Source organism: Bacteroides sp. UBA939 (genome assembly GCF_002293435.1).
Classification (GTDB): domain Bacteria; phylum Bacteroidota; class Bacteroidia; order Bacteroidales; family Bacteroidaceae; genus Bacteroides.
The window spans coordinates 19,995-39,624 of the sequence record NZ_DBDF01000180.1 but is presented as its reverse complement, the minus strand read 5'-3'; the positions used below and the strand labels follow the sequence as shown (position 1 = coordinate 39,624).

At 44.2% G+C, this 19,630-nt stretch carries 11 protein-coding genes; 1 reads left to right on the top strand and 10 read right to left on the bottom strand.

Annotated elements, in window-relative coordinates; translation table 11 throughout:
- Window positions 1-147 precede the first annotated feature (147 nt).
- From B2Z67_RS11610 to B2Z67_RS11565, 10 genes are all read right to left on the bottom strand, one after another.
- Complete coding sequence (locus B2Z67_RS11610; protein WP_291529994.1) at window positions 148-1,593, bottom strand: glycosyl hydrolase; 1,446 nt, start codon at window positions 1,591-1,593, stop codon at window positions 148-150.
- A 144-nt stretch (window positions 1,594-1,737) separates the two neighbouring features.
- Complete coding sequence (locus B2Z67_RS11605) at window positions 1,738-4,110, bottom strand: hypothetical protein (RefSeq protein ID WP_291529993.1); 2,373 nt, start codon at window positions 4,108-4,110, stop codon at window positions 1,738-1,740.
- 20 nt (window positions 4,111-4,130) lie between these two features.
- Window positions 4,131-5,426 carry a glycan-binding surface protein gene (locus B2Z67_RS11600; protein ID WP_291529992.1) on the bottom strand — a complete coding sequence of 432 codons (1,296 nt, stop codon included), beginning with the start codon at window positions 5,424-5,426 and terminating at the stop codon, window positions 4,131-4,133.
- Window positions 5,427-5,444: 18 nt separating this feature from the next.
- Entirely contained in the window at window positions 5,445-7,178 is a 1,734-nt protein-coding gene (locus B2Z67_RS11595; RefSeq protein WP_291529991.1) for a RagB/SusD family nutrient uptake outer membrane protein, read from the bottom strand.
- 19 nt (window positions 7,179-7,197) lie between these two features.
- A complete protein-coding gene (locus B2Z67_RS11590; protein WP_291529990.1) occupies window positions 7,198-10,512 on the bottom strand; it encodes a SusC/RagA family TonB-linked outer membrane protein in 3,315 nt (1,104 codons plus the stop codon).
- Between the two features lie 311 nt (window positions 10,513-10,823).
- Window positions 10,824-11,813 carry a glycoside hydrolase family 5 protein gene (locus B2Z67_RS11585; protein ID WP_414630810.1) on the bottom strand — a complete coding sequence of 330 codons (990 nt, stop codon included), beginning with the start codon at window positions 11,811-11,813 and terminating at the stop codon, window positions 10,824-10,826.
- A gap of 1 nt (window position 11,814) precedes the next feature.
- Window positions 11,815-13,107, bottom strand: coding sequence for a glycoside hydrolase 5 family protein (locus tag B2Z67_RS11580; RefSeq protein WP_291529989.1), 1,293 nt, complete (start codon window positions 13,105-13,107; stop codon window positions 11,815-11,817).
- Window positions 13,108-13,173: 66 nt separating this feature from the next.
- Window positions 13,174-14,457 (bottom strand): acetylxylan esterase, encoded by a 1,284-nt coding sequence (locus tag B2Z67_RS11575; RefSeq protein WP_291529988.1) that lies wholly within the window; start codon window positions 14,455-14,457, stop codon window positions 13,174-13,176.
- A gap of 167 nt (window positions 14,458-14,624) precedes the next feature.
- Entirely contained in the window at window positions 14,625-15,512 is an 888-nt protein-coding gene (locus B2Z67_RS11570) for a helix-turn-helix domain-containing protein (RefSeq protein ID WP_291529987.1), read from the bottom strand.
- A gap of 495 nt (window positions 15,513-16,007) precedes the next feature.
- On the bottom strand, window positions 16,008-18,308 hold the full coding sequence (locus B2Z67_RS11565; RefSeq protein ID WP_291529986.1) for a glycoside hydrolase family 3 N-terminal domain-containing protein: 2,301 nt from the start codon (window positions 18,306-18,308) through the stop codon (window positions 16,008-16,010).
- A 250-nt stretch (window positions 18,309-18,558) separates the two neighbouring features.
- Here B2Z67_RS11565 and B2Z67_RS11560 point away from each other — a divergent pair, with 250 nt between their 5' ends.
- Entirely contained in the window at window positions 18,559-19,560 is a 1,002-nt protein-coding gene (locus tag B2Z67_RS11560; protein ID WP_291529985.1) for an aldo/keto reductase, read from the top strand.
- Window positions 19,561-19,630 lie beyond the last annotated feature (70 nt).

The following is a 19,630-nucleotide window of genomic DNA, read 5'->3' as shown; positions in this document are numbered from 1 at the left end:
GGTACTAATGCAATGTGGGTTAAGTATTTAGTTGCTATCAATAATCATAATTTTAATATAAAAGAAAACAAGAATATGGTAAGATAACAGAAAGTAAGTTTTGTTACTTACAACATTTCAATTCATTCAGAATAATAGCAAGGAAGATTACTCCATAGAAGGAACTTGATCACGGGTTATAACAAAATCCTGATTCATTGCATCCTTCCACCAAGCCTCATTGGCGTGTTGATGACCAACCAGCGTAGTAGCATTATACTGATACCAAGGCATGAAGAATGACCAATGCGCTCCGGCATTCCATTGAGCGGAAAACTTTGCGACATTACCACACTCACTCAACGCTATCATCTTCTGCGAATAAGAATCAAAAATCAGATTATACTGCGATGCATTATTCGCTCCGGATGTCTGACCATAGATATCACGTCCCACAATGTCCACATACTCATCACCCGGATAGAAGTCCGCATCTTCTGTTTGTGTAGTCCACACCCAAATCAGGTTATTGATACCCTTCTCTTTGAAGAAATCAAACATATAACGCCACAACTTTTTATAAGTCTCCGCACCGTCATATCCCCACCAGAACCAAGCCGTACCGCCGTTATATTCATAAATATTCCCGGCAGCCTCATGAAGCGGACGCCAAATCAGAGGAATACCTTTATCTTGCAATAGCTTTAAATAACCAGCCATTTTTTCCAGATCGGCTTTAGCTGTTTTGTTCTCCCAAGAACCTTCTACAAAGATATTTTTGGGACGAAAGGTAGTAGTCCAATTCCCTTCATTATTTTGTCTCCCATTACCTGGAGCATAGGCATATTTATTGAGGTCAGTTTCACCTTCTGTTGCCGGAACAGTCCAATGCCAACTTGCGCCAACTAGCCCATTGGCATTCCACCAGTCTTCCACCACTTTGGTATTAGAATAGTCTATCCAGTTGGCAGGAGACCACGCCAAATGAATATAATCAAAGAAAGCAATAGCCGGATATTTACCTGTAGCTTTATGCACCAAGTCTGCTTCAGCAACATTCCAATTCACGTTAGCCATGGAAGCGGATAATGCTTTGCTACCATAAACACTGACCAAATAATCGTACACTTTCTTTGCTTGCGGCAGAGGATCAGAGGTACAAAGTTCGGTAGCTACAGGAATGACTTCCGGTTTTTTTACTGTTGAAAAAGAAACCATCACTTGCGATGCTTCCATTCCGGTAGACCCTAAAACAATTCCCTTAGGGACAACCAGACTATAAGTTTTCTCTTTCTCTAGTCCCGACAAACGGATAGTTACATTTTTAAGACTGACAGAAACAGCCTCTACCGTTGCACCTGTAACCGTAATCCGGTTATGCCCAACAGAAGAAACTGTCACATTCTGATTATAAGTTAATACTACATTTAGGTCAGTATCAGGAACATCGGTTGCACCATCTGCAGGCGTACTAAATACAAATTGAGGAACATCTATCTGCGGTTCTTCTTGTGAAGAGTCCCTATCACCACAAGCATAGAGAAGAGGCAGCAAAAGGAAACAACCGAACAGTTTATCAATGCATTTATGCAATGTCACAAATTCAAGTCTCATATTTTTCGTTCTATATTTAGAAGCAGTTTGAATTTTCAAAAAACTCCCTTCACCTAACCTCAAAGGTCAGGCCAAAGGGAGTTTTAATGAATAATTTTATTGTTCAGGACTCATAATTACATTATTTTTTTGTAATCCGAACTGTTATTCAATCGTAATCTTCGTAAGCGTACAATTATTACCTTGTATAACAAATCCGTAACCCCAATCGATCAATGTAGTCAGTTTGGTTGCCAAATCTGCATCTACCGGCAATGTAAGGACACCATCAGCACCCAGAATAATTTCACCACCTCCAAACAATGGTCCCCAATGGCCATCGTACAGCTTAATCTTCGGATCATCTCCATAGATATCGAAATAGAACCGTAAGGTCATGCCTTCCTTCAAACCTGCATCTACAAACATGGAGGGCGGTTTCATCTCATGGTTCACACTCAATCCTGCACCCATATCCAAATTACCTTTCCAAACTGTGGTTTCTAGAGAGATTTCCCACTCAAGCGTTACGCTACTGAATACCAAGTCAGATCCTTGTATTATAATACCCAGCCCTGTTTGACCTTCAGAATCACCCTTTTTAGCTTGAATATTATTCAGAATTTCTTGCGTCAGCACCAAAGGTGTTGAACGATTGGTATATGAGTTCCCATAAAGATCTGTAGGTACCAACGTCTGGTTAAACACAAATTCGCCTTCCGTAAAATTCACGCCACTCCAATCACCATAATTAAGTTGAGCCTGTGCCCATACACCTTCTTTCTGCGCATAATGCAATACCATACGGGCACCGGCAGGTACATCTGCAAAAGCCGATGCTGGGATTAATACACGCCCACCATCATTCCAAGTAATATCAACTAATCCCTTCCACACTTCGTTTTTAATACTGGTAGCTGGAATAAATGCGATAGGATACTCTATTCCACCATTTGAAGAAATCAGTTTCACCTTCGTATTGGCATTGGCCAACTGAGGTATTGCTATTACAAGCGTTTTATCATTGATGAGGTATTGAACCGCTTTACCATCCACTTCCACTCCCGTCAATTTATCACCGTTCTCCACATTGATTGTGAATATTTCGCCACCATATAGTTCGGTATCCGCATCCGGTAGCACCGGAATGTAGCAGAATTCAGGAGCGTTGATGGTAAGGCTACCCGTTTCTACGGTTTCTCCATTACCCATTACCAAAGTCAATATACCCGATTCACTACCCACCGTAGGCATATTAACGGTCAGTTCTGTGGCAGAAGTCGGAGTAACTTCCACTTCAGCACCACCGGTATAAATCACCTTAGCAACCAAGTCGAGATTCTTACCCTTAATAGTGATATCGCTACCCAAAGAAACTGCATCATTGGCAAACGACGCGAATTCCGGTTTCAAGGTAACAATAACTACCGACACAGAACCTCCGCTGGCCGTATTCAATAACAGTTCACCGCTGATGGCCGCATCAGGCATCTGCACTTTCACTTCTGTAGCACTCTTTGATTCGGGCTCCACAGCATCAGCTACACTTGGGAATGTAACGGTAGTCACCAGTTCCATATTGATACCCGTCAACGTAATCATGTCACCACCACGCAATCCGCTTGCAGGGGTCGCCACCACCTCTTCAGGCAACGCCATACCAATGATAGCGATAACGACTTCCACCCCCGAAGCAGGAACCATCACTACAGCACCATCAATAGAATTTTCGGGCAGTACAAATGTGATAGTTTCTTTTCCTTCTTTAGAATAAACAAATTCCACTTCTTCACCATTCGGCATCTTCACAACATTCACCAAATCAAGGTCAGTACCTTCTACTACAATTTCATCGCCTGGCTTTTTCGCAGTCAAATCAAGTGGCGATTCAACAGAAGGCAAAATAATAATTAGATCCTCCATTATGATTTCATTGCGCAACGCATCGGAATCCTCAGAAGAAGCATCAGCCAAAATCACATCACCGGTTCTTGCCCCCATCGGAACTTTCACCTGAATTTCCTGACGTGAGTGTGCAATGAAAGCGGTATCAGCACCTAACGGCAAATTTTCAAAGAAGATTATCTCTTTGATGAGATTCAGATATTCACCCTTGATCGTGATTACCTCACCCGGTCTCACTGGATTAGGCGTGACCGTCTCCACACCGATAGGTTCGGTATACGTAAGTTTGGTCTTTGTAGTAATCTCCCCGGTAGGAGTTTTCAAAGTAACATATCCGACCTCTGCCGTTTGAGGAACAGTAATACGTATCTCATCCGTACTGATTATTTCTATATCAGTAATCTCCCCGGCTCCAGGAATAGCCACGGATTGTATCTGATCCATTCCGCTACCCAAGAAGCGAAGTTGACCACCACGAGCTACAGGACTGGGACCAAACACATTCAAATTGATACCACCTTTATATTGGTTGGTATCTTCTTCATCTCCATTATCGCAAGCTAAAAACGACAAGCAACCCAAGAGCATGAGGCACATCATCCAGAGTGCCGAATGTTTATATATCTTGTTCATATCTATATTATCTTTAAAGGTTATTTATTGGGAACAGCACGAATGTTATCTATCTTTATTACAGGGTTACACTCCGTACCATTTACACCACCACTCCATACAAAGATTGTCAAGCCCGTAAAGTTAGCTTCCGTAAGCGGTATCTTAGCATCTGTCCCATTGTGGTCATATATAAAAGACGAAGCAATAGGCAATGTCACAGTAATCCATTCATCAGCCGTATCATAACTACCTGTAACACTCCAAGGGCGATAAAGAGCACGCGGATAACCCGTATCATTATTAAAGAATGTATTATTAGCTGTCTGTATAGTTACCTGATCATTTCCGGAGAAAATAATCTGCATTGCTCCGGCCATCCACGGATTAGAAGCAGGAATGCACATTTCAAACTTGAGAGCCATATTCGCAAAATCCGTAAAGTTAACCAAATCGTTCAAACAGATATCAGTGCCCGCAAATACCGGAGGAGTGCTCCAGTCACCCGGCCAATATTCAAACGCGAAGTTTCCATCAGCCCATCCGCCATCAGCCGACATTGTTGTACCACCCAATTCCATGTAACTACCACTTAAGGAGAATTCATCTTTCTTTATATCGCGTGCATGCCAACCATGGTTAGTCAGCCCCGTTCCGGTTTCACCTGCTGCTCCCCAGTTGTCAAACATCATACCGCGAGTATCATTGTAGTGGAATTTAGATGTTACTTCACCATAAATAGTAGTAACTTCCACGGCACCTTCCGCCAAATTCTCAGGTACCACAAACGAAATAGTATTTTTGGTAAAATTGCTAATATCAATACTAGTATCACCAATTTTAAGTGTCAGCGGTTGACCGGGATCGTCTATGAAATAATCACCACGTATTTCAGCAAGTTCACCCGGATTAACCCATTCACATTTCATGGAGCTAACCGTAGGACCAGGCACCAACACCTTGAAATCGTAATTTATGGTATCTTTATCGCGCGTCACCATAAATATTTTATCATAAACCACTTCCGGAATAGTTCCAGGTACATTCACTATAAGTGTATTCTCAGTCATGTAACTTGTATTCAAGATAGCTTTCTGATCATTAAAATACATTTCCTGTATGCTTTTCAGGTTATCGCCGACTAGGCAAATTGCAGCATCCATGAATGCACCCACAATCAAAGAATCAGCAGCAGAGGCAGAAGGCATACGTATGTATTTTATAGTAGGTTTTCCACCGCTCAATTCAAACTTATCCGGTTCATCTTCACAAGAGACCATGCCTATTCCCATTACAGCCACTGCCATGAACCAATTTATGTATCTTTTACTTTTCATTGTTCTTTCGTATTAAGATTAGTAACTAAATTCGCTACGAACGTCTATATTTATTGCATCCACCGATTCTTGCAAATTGGGATTAAATACCACATCCTCCGTTGGAAACGGCAAAGTAAAACTACCTTCAGCAACATTAGGAGCCGGAGTATCCGCATCGTAACGTATTTCATCCGGATCATAAGACCATGCCCCTGATTCATAATAAGGACTATATAGATCATCCAACCCATAATATCCATTACGCCGTTGCGCCATTAGTTCATCAGTAGCACGTTTCGGATCATAATAAGACAAACGTACATAATCATACCAACGGTCTCCTTCCATAGCCAACTCCAACCGCCGTTCTTTCCAAATATCATCAAAAGTGAGAGAAGTCAACGGTTCCATAGCCAACTTACCACGACTGCGAACGGCATTGAAAGCTTCCAACGCGCTGGCATCCGTAGTAGAAGCCGCATTACCCAATACTGCTTCCGCATAAATCAGATAAACGTCGCCCAATCGGAGGATATGTGTGCTCAAACCGCTTGCCATACGGTCAGCATCTATACCTAAAGCTGTCTTGTGGTCATAAGCATCACCATACAAATGCTTCACACAGTTAGCGCCGGTATTAGACTGGAATGCGCCACCGGGACCACCTGCCCCATATTCAGTGTCATAAATAAATCTCAAATAATCAAAGCCACCTTTATCAGTCCAAAAATAATTGTATACGTCACCCGGCATCATCATTGTAGCTTTACGACGAACATCCGTATCATGGCGTTCTTCGGGGCTTTTCAAAGCATCTACACCAAATGCATCTTGCAAATCGACAGACGGGCCTATAAAACCACCCCAACAATCGCCGAATTCACTGAAACCGACCATTGCAATATCACTTTGAAGAGTGTTTTGAGAAGTCCAAGAGCTAGATACAGTCCAATGCCATGCTATCAAAGATTCTTCGCTCTTATTGTTTTTCAACCGGAAGATATCCGAATATACCTCCATCAATTGACGACCGGAATTGTCTATTACATCCTTAGCGAATTCAGCAGCTTTATCCAAATCGGCTTGATTGCGAGTACCTTTTTGGTTTAATCCCGAGCGAGTTAAATAAACTTTAGCCATCAATGCTTCTGCCGCATAATAATCAATACGACCGAGTTCACCTTGCCGCTTCGGAAGCAATTCAAGCGCTTTCTCCAACGTCATTATAATGTATTCATACACGTTTTCACGCCTCACTTTATATTTTTCATTGTAAGTACCCGCAGTCAGTTCCGCATTATTATCGTGAATAATAGGAACTTCACCGAACGTACGAACCAAATAAAAATAAGCCATAGCTTTCCACACCAAACACTCGCCCATACATTGATTTCTCACGGATTCTGAGGCAATAGCCGCCTGCAAATTCGTATAAACCGTATTGGCATGACCATTAACAGCCCATAGAGAATAAGCCATATTAATCAAATCCCCATCCGTACCATTCACGGAAAAGTTCATATAAGGACTATCCCCCCAATACAGATTACCGGAAAAAACTTCACCAATCTTGATAAAACCACGTTGGAAGTCATACCAAGGAGAGTTATACAGATAGTTCACACCCTGAATACACTGTTCGTCATTTTGATAGAATGTACCTACATTATAATTATCTTCCGAAGGACGATCCAGAAAATCTTCACAAGAATTCAGTCCTATGCAAAGCATGGAAGATATTACCCAATATTTTATATCTTTTATTTTCATAATTTTCTTCTATTAATAGTTAGAACGTAATATTCAGACCAAAGGAATAGATCGTAGGAGACGGATAACGACCGTTATCCAATCCATAAGTATAGCCTTGCGAGTCAGCCGTGCTGGCACCTATTTCCGGGTCATAACCATCATATCCCGTAATAGTCAGCAAGTTTTGAATATTAGCATAGAGACGCAGATTCTCTAACCCCCATTTACCAATCATTTTCTTCGGGAAAGTATAACCGAAGGTGATGTTTTTCAGACGGACATAAGAGCCATCCTCTATATAGCGGTCACTGATGCGATCATTATCGTTAGGATCACTATATGTCACGCGTGGCACAGTAGTATTGGGATTAGCCACTTGGGAGTTGGTAATATCATAGAACCAATTATTAGCACCGGCCGCAGCGGCAACCTCCGCATCTATTGGAACAATCACAGCATGATCTCTCACCTTATTCAATTGATTGGTAAAAGTAGAGTTCATGTGAGTAAGATGGATACTCATGTAATTCATTACTTTATTCCCGACCGATCCGTTAAGAAAAAAGCTCAAATCAAAGTTTTTATAACGGAATGTATTAGTCCAACCAAACGTAAAGTCCGGCATCGGCGAACCTATGTTAGTACGGTCATTCTCATCAATAATGCCGTCACCGTTCAAATCTTTGTACTTCACGTCACCTACCCAAACGGTATTACCGCGATTAAAGTCGCCGGCATCAGCCAACACCACGTTACCGGCCGCATCGCGAATAATATTCTTGTTATCATCTCTAATAAACGGATAAGCGCCTGTCTTCGGCGAATTTTGAATGTCGTCAAAGTTTTGATATACACCATCCGTCACATAACCATAGAAATTATAAAGAGAGTGACCTACTTCAGAAACGCTTACCACATCACTCCATTGACCATAACCAACGATAGCTGCACTGGTAGTTCCGGAAAGCGCCTTCAGTTTATTCTTATTGAAAGACACTTGCAAGTCACTGTCCCATTTAAACGTTCCATCAATCGGGTGTGTATTCAAAGTCACTTCAAAACCGGTATTCTCAATACTGCCATAATTACCCATTGGAGCAGCCAAAGCTGAAGAACCATTACCTTGTGTACCCATGTAAGAAGGTAACTGGAGTGGCATCAACATATCATTGGAAGTTTTCTTATACCAATCTATAGTCAAATTGATACGATCTTGAATCAACCCCAAATCCAAACCAATATTCCATTGTTCCTGAGACTCCCACTGTATAGCTGTATTAGCAATGTTAGCAGGACGATAACCCATACCCAATCCGGAGGGCATACGGGTTATAGAAGAGCCCCATGCATAACCGCCAATATCAGAATTACCGGTCTGTCCCCAGCCAATACGCAACTTACCATTGCTGATAACATTCTCCAACGACTTAAAGAATTTCTCGTTAGAAAAACGCCACGAAGCAGCCAATGAGTGGAAACCTGCCCAACGATTATTTGGTCCAAAATTTGATGAACCATCATAACGATAAGTATAAGTAGCCAAATAACGGTCATTATAATTATAAGTCAAACGAGTGAAGAAAGAAGCCATAGCCCCACTACCAAAACCGACATTAATCTGTGGGGTACCGCTACCCAACGCCGGATTGCGTACTACATTCGAAGGCAATGCTGTGTTATATGTACTATTGAAATCATATTTACTTTCCCAAGCTTCCTGACCGAGCATGGCTGTAAATGAATGATTACCAAAATTACCGGAATATGTCACATAATTCTTCAACTGCCAGAACAGAGAACTATTTTTCTGAATACGACTGTCGTTAGAACCACGTTTCCAACCTCCAAGATCAACCGTCGGACGCCAAGTCTCACCTTTAGAAGCACTGACATCATAACCCAGTTCTGCATGCCAAACTAAGTTTTTAATCGGAGTTACTTCGAAGAAGATATTACCGGTTAATTTTTGACGCTTCAATAAGATCTCCTCCAACATAGCCATAGCTATGGGGTTAGGATTTGTCCAACCTTCACGTACCACCGTGGCATAACTACCATCTACATTATAAATAGGTATATCAGGAATAGTAGTCAATGAATAGTTGATAATACCTTCAGCACTATCCGCAAGTTTCAGATTTTCGTCTGTTGCCGAATACGTAGCACTAAAGCCCAGCTTTAACCATGTTTTTAACTGTGCATCCAAGTTGGCACGAAAACTATACCGGTTAAAGTTTGAACCAATAACCGTACCGTCCTGATCCATATAGGAACCTGATACGTAATACTGAATTTTCTCTGTACCCCCCTGAGCCGAAACTTGATGCTGATGTTGCATGGCAGTCTGGAAAACAGCATCCTGCCAATTAGTACCTACTCCTAATATAGAAGGATCGGAATAAATTACATTTTCTTCAGTATAACCTTGATTCACAAAATCATTATAGTAACCTGCAAAGTCGCGCAAATTCATCAAGTCGAGACGTTTAGTCTGCCGCTGAGCAGCCACCATACCATCGTAAGAGAACTTAGCTTCTCCGGCTTTACCACGTTTTGTAGTGATCAACACAACACCGTTTGCACCTTGTGCACCATAAATAGCAGTTGCAGAAGCATCTTTCAAGATTTCCATATTGACAATATCCGCCGGGTTAATGGTGGACAACGGAGAAATAGTAGAAATTCTACCATTACCCAAACGGTCACCTAAACCAAAGCTGGCACCACTTTCACCTTGTCCCTGCACTATAACGCCATCAATAACATACAACGGTTCGGCATTAGCATTGATAGTAGCCTGTCCACGTACACGAATAGAAGAGGAAGAACCAGGAGCACCGGAAGTTGTTACCGCCGTCACACCGGCAGCACGCCCTTGTAACGACTGGTCAAGGCTCGTAATAATAGAACCTTTAATCTTATCTTCACCCATCGACACTGAAGCACCCGACAAGTCACTCTTCTTCATCGTACCATAACCTACGACAACGACTTCTTCCAGAAGTTCCGAGTCTTCTTTCAGGGTAATATTCAGACTTGTCTGATTGGTAATCCTTATCTCCTGATTCACATAACCTATAAAGGAGACAACAATGGTTGCTCCCTGTTTCACATTCAGGGTAAACTTACCGTCAAGGTCGGTAATAATACCGTTGGTCGTACCTTTTTCCACGACATTGGCGCCAACGATTGGCCCCATGGCATCAGAAATAGTACCCGTAATTGTTTTTGTTTGCTGCACAGCTACAACTGCATCAACCGAGGATGCGGCGGAAATGGAAGGGATATAAATCAAGCTGATTGTTGAAAACATCCCTACAAGCAATGCTGTTTTTCTGAAATTTAAATTCATACTTGTATTTTTCTTAGATTAATGATGTGGGCTACCCCTGGATGAGCAACGCCCGATTTAACAAAAGGTAAACTATCGTTCCAATAAATAAACCTTCAAAAAAAAGAATTGTTCATATTTTATTCACTCCTTTCTCATAGGCTAAAGTTCCTCTTCTTTAGTTATTATATTTATACTTATATCACATTTTATAAATACAAAAGTAACGTTTCAGTAAACAGTAAACAGACACATTTTTATCATATATTGATACTTAATTGACATTAGTCAAGTTGAGCACCATTATATGACAAAAAAATATGTTCAGTAACTCATTTTGCTTTCTTTAGTTCATCCCGCACCATCCGTCCCCATTCCTTCAGATCTTCATCTTTCCAGTTACCTTCCGAAGAGGCGGAAGGGAGAAGCATCGAACAAGTTTCATTCTTATCCGAAACAGACCATGCAACCCAACTTATGGAATGTTGTTGCATCCAGTCCAGCCATTTATTCCATTCTTCTTTATTGATGGCGCCGTCGCCACTGGCTTCCATTGCGGCGCACTCCGACACGAAAATAGGCAACCCTTTGCCTAAAGCATAGTCGGCACGGTCGCGCAACCATTGCGTATGCGTATTGGCGTAAAAATGGAGAGTGTACATTATATTATTATAGCCGGTAATGGGATTATCTGCTGCCAGATGTATGTCCTGATCCCAGTGAGGACAACCTACCAGAATAACTGCATCCGGTTCGATGCTACGGATTACCCGGATCACTTCTTCCGAATAAGCCTTTACCAGCTCCCAGCTATCTTCTACCGGTTCATTGAATATTTCGTAAATAACATTAGGCACGCCTTTGTAGCGGGTTGCCATTTTACGGAAGAACTCTTTTGCCTCCTCCGTGCGGATACCGTGGCTATGCCAGTCGATAATAGCGTAAATACCTTCTTCTATGGCGGCATCGGTCACTGCCTGTACACAATCAATGCCTTTCTGCGGGGCGTCGAGATACCCTCCTTTCAATTCTATCCCCATAGAAGCGCGTACAACTTCCGCACCCCAGGTATTGACTAAATAAGATGCGGAAGAAGCATTGTAAAAGCGAGGCCAGAAGTTATGCCAACCGTAGCTGACACCTTTCAGTACGACTTTCTCACCTTTAGCATTTACCAGATAGGTACCGTCTACGGAGAGGCGCATGTTTTGTTCCGCCGCAGCCGTTTGCTCCACTTTCTCTTTCTTCTGCGAGTTTGCGCTACATACTGCGACAAATATTAACAGGCATGCAACCAGCCATCTTTTCCAATTACTTTTCATTTCATTTCAATTTTTCGTTCTCCGCTCTGATAATTTCAATCGTAGTATCCGTTGAGAAAACGGAATTCAAGCCTTGTTCCTCCTGGGCCGGGTCACCTGTGTAATCATCTCCTTTTTCCCAATACACGTGTCCGGGAGTCTGAGCGGCAAAGCCACCCCACGCCCAGAAATTACATCCGGCAAAGAGTCCGCCGTCCTCGCGATCCTGGCGAATCAGGTCGAATACATAGCTGTAGTATTCATCGCGCGCCGTAGTAGGCGTTTCTTTTGAGAATTGGAAGCCATCGCGCGGAAAACCGAATTCTTCAAGGACTACCGGCTTCCGGTATTTTTCAGCAATCGCTATATGTTCGTCAATATATCGCTTTGTATTCTCCTTGGCTCGCGGAAGAAGTTCTTTCAGACTGTCGGCTTTCACCCATCCCCAGTTATAAGGCCAGATATGAATATTCAGGTAGTCGATATTGGCATCCGAATGGATTTTCTCGTAGAGTGCGATATCGCCCTCGCATCCCCAGGCGCCTTCACTTCCGGAGGAAACCAGATGGTTGGAGTCGAGTGACTTTATCAATGCGGCAACATCCGCCATCCATTGGGCGAATGGTTCTTTATTTTCATTAGAAAAAGCGCGAGGCTCATTTCCAATTTGCCAGGACATAAGTGTCGGATCATCTACATATTTTATCTTATTATACCTATTTGTTCTTGTGATGATATCCTTGACATAATTGGCAAATAATGCCTTCGCGCTATCTGATTGTTGAAACTGTTTTACGTATTCCATATAAGCGGGCCAGCCGTCTATGGCAGGCACAACAGCTTTGCCGTGTCCCGACCATTGCAGGTAAACGGAATAACCGCCGCTCCATTCCCAGGAGTTGTTTAAATACAGTACGGCTGTCATGTCACGCTTGCGTAACTCATCCATAAAGTAATCCAGCCCGTCCAGAATCGTATCATTATATACTCCGGGAGCCACTTGCAGGGAGGGTTCCACACGACTCTTCACTCCATTCTCACCGTCCGCTCCTACCAGTACGCGCAGGTTATTGACACCGATACTTTTCAGAAAGTCCAGTTCTTTATGCAGGCGTTCGCGATTGCCGCCTTCTCCTTCGGAACCAAGGATGGCGCCGTACCAGAAGTTTGTACCTACATAATAATAAGGTTTCCCGTTACGGATAAGTTGGCCGTTTTCATTGACATGAACAAACGTATTCACAACCGGTTTAGAAGTACATGCACTCATCAGGAAGAAGAAAAGAATGGTTAATAATAAAAAGAAGTGTCTCATATCATTTCGCTTTTAGTAACCTCACAAAGATACGGGGTTACAATCAAGAGGAATGATACTATTTTATCATTTACCTATCCCCATTTGTTTCCAGAGCCATGCCTGCCATTCGTCCCACTGTTCCTGATACCAGTAATGGGCTGTTTCCAGGTATGGATGGAGTTCTTTGGGGGATGTGACCACATTGTAGGCGGAGTACATGGAAGTCGGTGTACAGACTTCATCATTGTATCCCCAACTGAACCAACCGGGAACATTGAGGCAACGGGCAAAGTTCACCGTGTCGTAATAGCGTGCCACATTCAATTCTTTCGCATCGGGTGCACCATAATAATAGAAGTAATGAGGCCAGCCGCCGGCACGTTTCTTCGTATACGCTTCATGGTCGCAAAGCGCCGGATGAACGGCTGCATAGAAAGTGATGCGCGGGTCAAGCGCAGCTGTCATCACCGAAAGCGCTCCACCTTGGCTGGAGCCTGTCACGCCTAAGGATTGTCCGTTGTACTGCGGCAGTTCGCAGATAAAATCTACGGCACGCAAAGCGCCGATAATCACGCGGTGGTAATAAAAATTCTTCAAATCGTTCCGGCAGAAAGTCCAGTAACCGTTCAAGGCGCCGTTCATCAGGTTGTTGTAGAAGGATTGTTCCATGGTAACGGGGATACCGTGAATGCCCACTTCCAATGTAATAGCTCCTTTCTCTGCCGTATAAACATCTCCACCGTAGGGGCGGATACCCGCACCGGGCACACGCAACAGGGCAGGATACCGTCCTTCTTTCTTGGGCACGCAGAGGATGCCGTAAAAGCGGGATCCCCAACGTTCGGCATGGAAACTGACATGATAGACATTCACGGTCGTCGTACAGCGTTCGGGCAGTAAGGTCATTAGTGGTTGCAGAGGGGTGCGACGTGCATCCTCCAGTTCTTTCGCCCAGAATTCACGGAAGTCTGCCGGAAGTTCGGTAACCGGTTGCAATTGTTCGGGGGCATAACCGGCGGTGGCAACGCCTTCATATTTACGTCCGTCGACGTGTGCCGTCACTTTGCAACGCAGGAAACCGGCGGTTTTCATTGTTCCGTGCAAAGTAAGTTCGCCTTTTTTCAGCGTTACGCCTTTTTGGGTTTCGGTGGGATACATTTCCGGGCCGAGTTCATAATCCACCGTCACGTCCTGCAACACGTTCTGTGCCTTTAGCACTCGCACGGTAAATGTGCACTTTTCATTCACACGATAGTTCCAGTCGGTGTGATCGGGAGAAACTACCACGCGGACTTCATTGCCGCGGATTTGCGCCGTCGTCGTGAGTATGCACAACAGGCAGATAAGGAGAATTGATACTTTTTTCATGACATCAAAACGTTGTTATTTGTTTAATTTTAGTAAGTTGTTTACATGTTAACGAAGTACCTCAAAACCGTATCCGCTCCGCCTCTCCTCCTTGTCCTATAGGGAGGACTTGGAAAGGAGCGGGAAAGGAGCGGGTAAGGAGCAGGTATGGTGCGGGTATGGTGCTGTCATATCACGATTTTCTTCTTTCTATAGTTCTCTCTAAACTCCTTCGGAGAGCAACCTTTTTTACGTTTAAACATCCGGTTGAAGTTGGACAAATTGTTGAAACCGCAATTATAACAGATTTCTGCAATGGTGCGCGCGGAGTCTATCAGCAGGCGCGTGGCAAATCCTAAACGGATATCGATAATATAATCGGAAAGGGTTTTCCCGGTACGCAACCGGAAGAAACGGCTGAACGAAACAGCCGTCATGCCCACCATATCTGCCAAGGTATCCAAACGGATTTCTTCCTGATAGTGGTCGGCTATATATTTCTGCACCCTCTGCACCCTGCGGCTATCAGAGTATGTTTCGATTTTAGCAAACGAGGAACTGGACAATACTCTCACATCATCATATTGCGAAAGCTCATACAGGATGCGAAGGAATTCCATCACCGCATAGAAGCCCTGCTCACCGGAGGCCAGTTTGTCCAGCCAGTTATAGACTTTCAGAATGGCTTGCATCGGGAAACTGATGCCACGCTGCGCCTTTTCGAGCATATAGCGGATGCTGTCGAACTGATTCTTATTTATGAAATTCTTAAAAAACAGATCGGGGGAGAACTGGATAGTTATCTCACGTATATCTTTCGAGGTACATTCGTGCTGTTCCCACACATGCTCCAATTCTTTACTGGTAATCAGTACCAGGTCGTAGTCTCCGATCACTTCGGATGAATCGCCCACTATCCGTCGGACACCGGCGGCTCGTTCGGTAAAGTTCAACTCATATTCGGTGTGGCAATGAATGGGGTAAGTAAATTCCGTCTTGCGGCGGTCGGCAATGTAGAAACAATCACGGTCGGACAAAGGGGTTATTTCCCTCATTATATTATTTATGTTTTCCATATTCTCTCTGTTTTAGCTGGTTAAAAAAGTATCACTCCACAAATATAATAACTTTCTGCGAAGGGTTAGTGGTAGTATTTGTTTTTTCCAATGGTATTATTTGTTATATTTCAAGGTACGGGATGCCATAACACGGTTCAACCGACACAAATCGTAGCTTTTTAATGTGATTATCCGCAATTATATCACTAAACAGATAAATGAAGGTTTAGCGCAGACAACTAACAGTAGTATCTCTATTCTCCTCCTCCCGGGAGGAGGAGAATAGAGATACTACTGTTGATTATTGTCGGCTACTTATCATTTAAAAAAAGAATCCGCGTGCATCCGTGTAATCTGCGCCTGAAATATAAATTATCATTCAGTGGTAGCATAGCGGATAATTATGAATTTCAACAAATGAAAGGGCGATACCAAGAACCTTCATCCACATCATGGGATGGCTCCTGATATCGCCCCTATTAATCAAAAAACAATCTATGAAATCGAACTTCCTTATTTAATAACGAAACTTTCTTTCAGCAAATCTTTATCATCAGACGATGAACCGACCATTACAATAAATTCGCCCGGCTCTACTATCTTATTCATCTTCTTGTCATAGAAAGCCAGCTTGTCGGGGGTAATCCTGAAGTTCACAACCTTGCTTTCTTTAGCTTTCAACGATACGCGGGCAAAATCTTTCAATTCCTTCACCGGACGGGTAACGCTACTGAACCTGTCGCGGATATAAAGCTGCACTATTTCCACTCCGTCGCGTTCGCCCGTATTAGTTACATTTACGCTGACCTCTACCGTACCGTCCTTATCTGCTTCTTTTTGCAGCAATTTCAGGTTATCATATTTATAAGTAGTATAAGACAGTCCGTAGCCGAACGGGTAAAGCGGTGTGCTTGGTTTGCCTGCCGCATAGGGGTGGAAATATTGTGAGGGCTTATGGTTATAAATCATCTGCAACTGTCCTACGCTATGCGGAATGGTAATGGCAAGTTTGGCAGACGGATTCACCTTGCCGTAAAGGATTTCGGCTACTGCCTGCCCTCCGCACATGCCCGGCGCCCAGGCTTCGATGATACCGGGCAAGTTTGCTGCTGCCCACTGAATCCCCAAGGGGCGCCCGTTCACCAGAATAAGGATAGTCGGCTTACCCGATGCGGCGACTTTTTCGATAAGTTCGTTTTGCAAACCTACAAGATCAAGATCGGAGCGGTCGGTGTCTTCACCGTCGGTACGGTCAGCCCAACGGAAACGCATCATGTACTCGCCGGCTACAACGATGTTAAGGTCGGCATTCCTGGCACGCGCGGCGGCTTCCGCCACTTTCTTCGGGTCCATGTTGCGCGGGTCCCAACCCTGGTCAACGAAATCAAACCGGGTGTCGGGAGCTATCATTTTCAAGCCTTCGAGGATGGTTGTTACATTTTCATCTTTTTCGGGGGCGCTCCAGTCACCCAGAATATTCTGGTCGTCGGCGTTGATGCCGGTTACCATTATCTTTTTATATTTGGAAGCGTCCAGCGGAAGCAGACCGTCATTCTTGAGCAAGACAATACCGTTACGGGCAGCTTCGAGAGCGGTTTCACGGTGTTCGTCGCAGAGACGTATCTTCATCGTTTCGGCTTCGTCGGCATAAGGCTGTTCGAACAGGCCGAGACGGAACTTGATATCCAGTATGCGGCGTACCGATTCGTCGATACGTGATTCGGGAATACGTCCTTCTTTCACCAGCTCTACCACCATTTCATTCCAGTGGATACCGTGCATGTGCATGTCCATACCTGCCATGATGGATTGGTAAAAAGCCTCTTTCAGGTTTTCGGCAGTGGCGTGCAAGTCGTGGATATGTTCGATATCCATCCAGTCGCTGACTACAAATCCGGGGAATTTCCATTCGTCGCGCAGCACATCCTGCATCAACCATTCGTTGCTATGGCAGGGAATGCCGTTCAGTTCGTTATGGGCGGTCATCAGGGACATGGCGCCGGCTTTCACACCTGCCTCAAAAGGCGGGAAGAATACTTCGCGAAGCGTTCGTTCGGACAAATCGGTAGGAGATCCGTTTGTTCCGTTGATGGGTTCGCTGCCGCCTACGAAATGTTTGATACATGCCAGCACATCTTCACTGCCACTTAAATCGCCCTGGTAGCCTTTCACGGACTGTACGCCAAGCGAAGTTACCAGATACGGGTCTTCGCCGTAGGTCTCGCCTACCCGCCCCCAACGGGCATCGCGGGCTACTTCCACATTGGGATTGAAAGTCCAGTGCATGTTCATGGCGCGCATTTCTTTGGCAGTCTGCCGGGCTATCCGGTAGGCCATCAGCGTGTCGAAGGAGCAAGCAAGATTTATGTTGGTGGGATAAACCGTATTGTCCGGGGCATTGGCGTTGCCATGAATGGCGTCGATGCCGAATATAATAGGTATCTGCAGGCGGCTCTTCATGGCTAAGGTTTGCAGGTAGTTGGCCTCTTCAATGGTAAGCACATGCAGGAAAGAGCCTATCAGTCCTTTCTCCGTCCATTCTTCTATGTCTTTTTCGGTAAAACCGGGATAGAAAGCATTCGCCGTGTTGTTCTTCAATTCGTCTTCAGTCATCACGGCGCTGTTCGCCTTAATGTGTTCCACGCCGACGAACTGATTCATCTGACCGACTTTCTCTTCCAAAGTCATTCGTTTCAACAGGTCCTCTACCCTGTCCTTTACAGGTGCGGTAGAATCTTTGTACACTTCCTTCCGACTTTCGCCACAGGAATACATGCAAGCGCCAAGTGCCATAGTTAGAATTATTTTCTTCATTATATTATATAGTGTTAGTGGGGCAAAGATAGTGGTCTTATCCTGATTTCGAGTAATATTCTCTTATCCAATCACAGTACAATTTGTTTCATGTAGGGGGAGTATTTGTATCATGTGCGTTATTGGATAAACAAAAGCAAATCTTTTCGGAAGGAATTGCGTACTTTTGTGCATTGTGGTGAGATGAGTTATAGTACAAACCTATTTCACAACAACGTATTTACAGTATAAATTCTTAAACTTAATCAGTATGATAAACCCTGTTTACTCTCCCGACAGCAATCGGTATGATAATGGTATGAAGTACCGCCGTTGCGGACGAAGCGGCATATTGCTTCCTGAAATATCCTTAGGCTTGTGGCACAACTTCGGCGACGTAAATACGTTTGCCAACTCACAGGCAATGGCGCATTATGCTTTCGACAAGGGCATCACCCATTTCGACCTCGCCAACAACTACGGCCCGTCCTACGGCTCAGCAGAAGAAACCTTCGGAATGATTATGAAGAAATCATTCATGCCCTACCGGGATGAATTGTTTATATCAACCAAAGCCGGACACGACATGTGGCCCGGCCCTTATGGTGAATGGGGGTCAAGAAAGTACCTAATGAACAGCCTCGACCAGAGTCTGCGCCGGATGAGCCTCGACTATGTGGACATATTCTACTCACATCGCTACGACCCCGAGACACCGTTGGAAGAAACACTGCAAACCCTTGTAGACATTGTGCGCCAAGGCAAAGCCTTATACGCAGGCATATCCAAATATCCGAAGGAAGCAGCCGGGTTTGCCTACCAATACCTCGAAGAAAGAGACGTGCACTGCCTGCTCTACCAGGGAAGGTACAATATCTTCAACCGGGAACCCGAAGAAGAAGGTATCTTGCAACAGGCACGGGAGAACGGAACGGGATTCATCGCCTTCTCGCCACTGGCGCAAGGACTGCTGACGAACCGCTACCTGAACGGTATCCCCGAAGATTCGCGCATTGCCAAAGGTGGTTTCCTGAAAAAAGAAGCGCTGACGGGCGACACACTGGGAAAGATAAAGGCGCTGAATGAACTTGCCATCCGCCGTGGACAGACACTCGCCGAAATGTCGCTGGCATGGGTGCTGAAAGACGAAATGGTGACCTCGGTTATCATAGGCGCCAGTTCGGTAGCTCAATTGACGGACAATCTGAAGGGAATAGAGAATACTGCCTTCGCACCGGAAGAGATAGAGGCTATCAATCAAATCCTCAAATAACAGATATATCATAAAAAAATTAAGTTTCGCATGTTTTTTATCCTGTAGATTATCAGAACTATCTCTATTC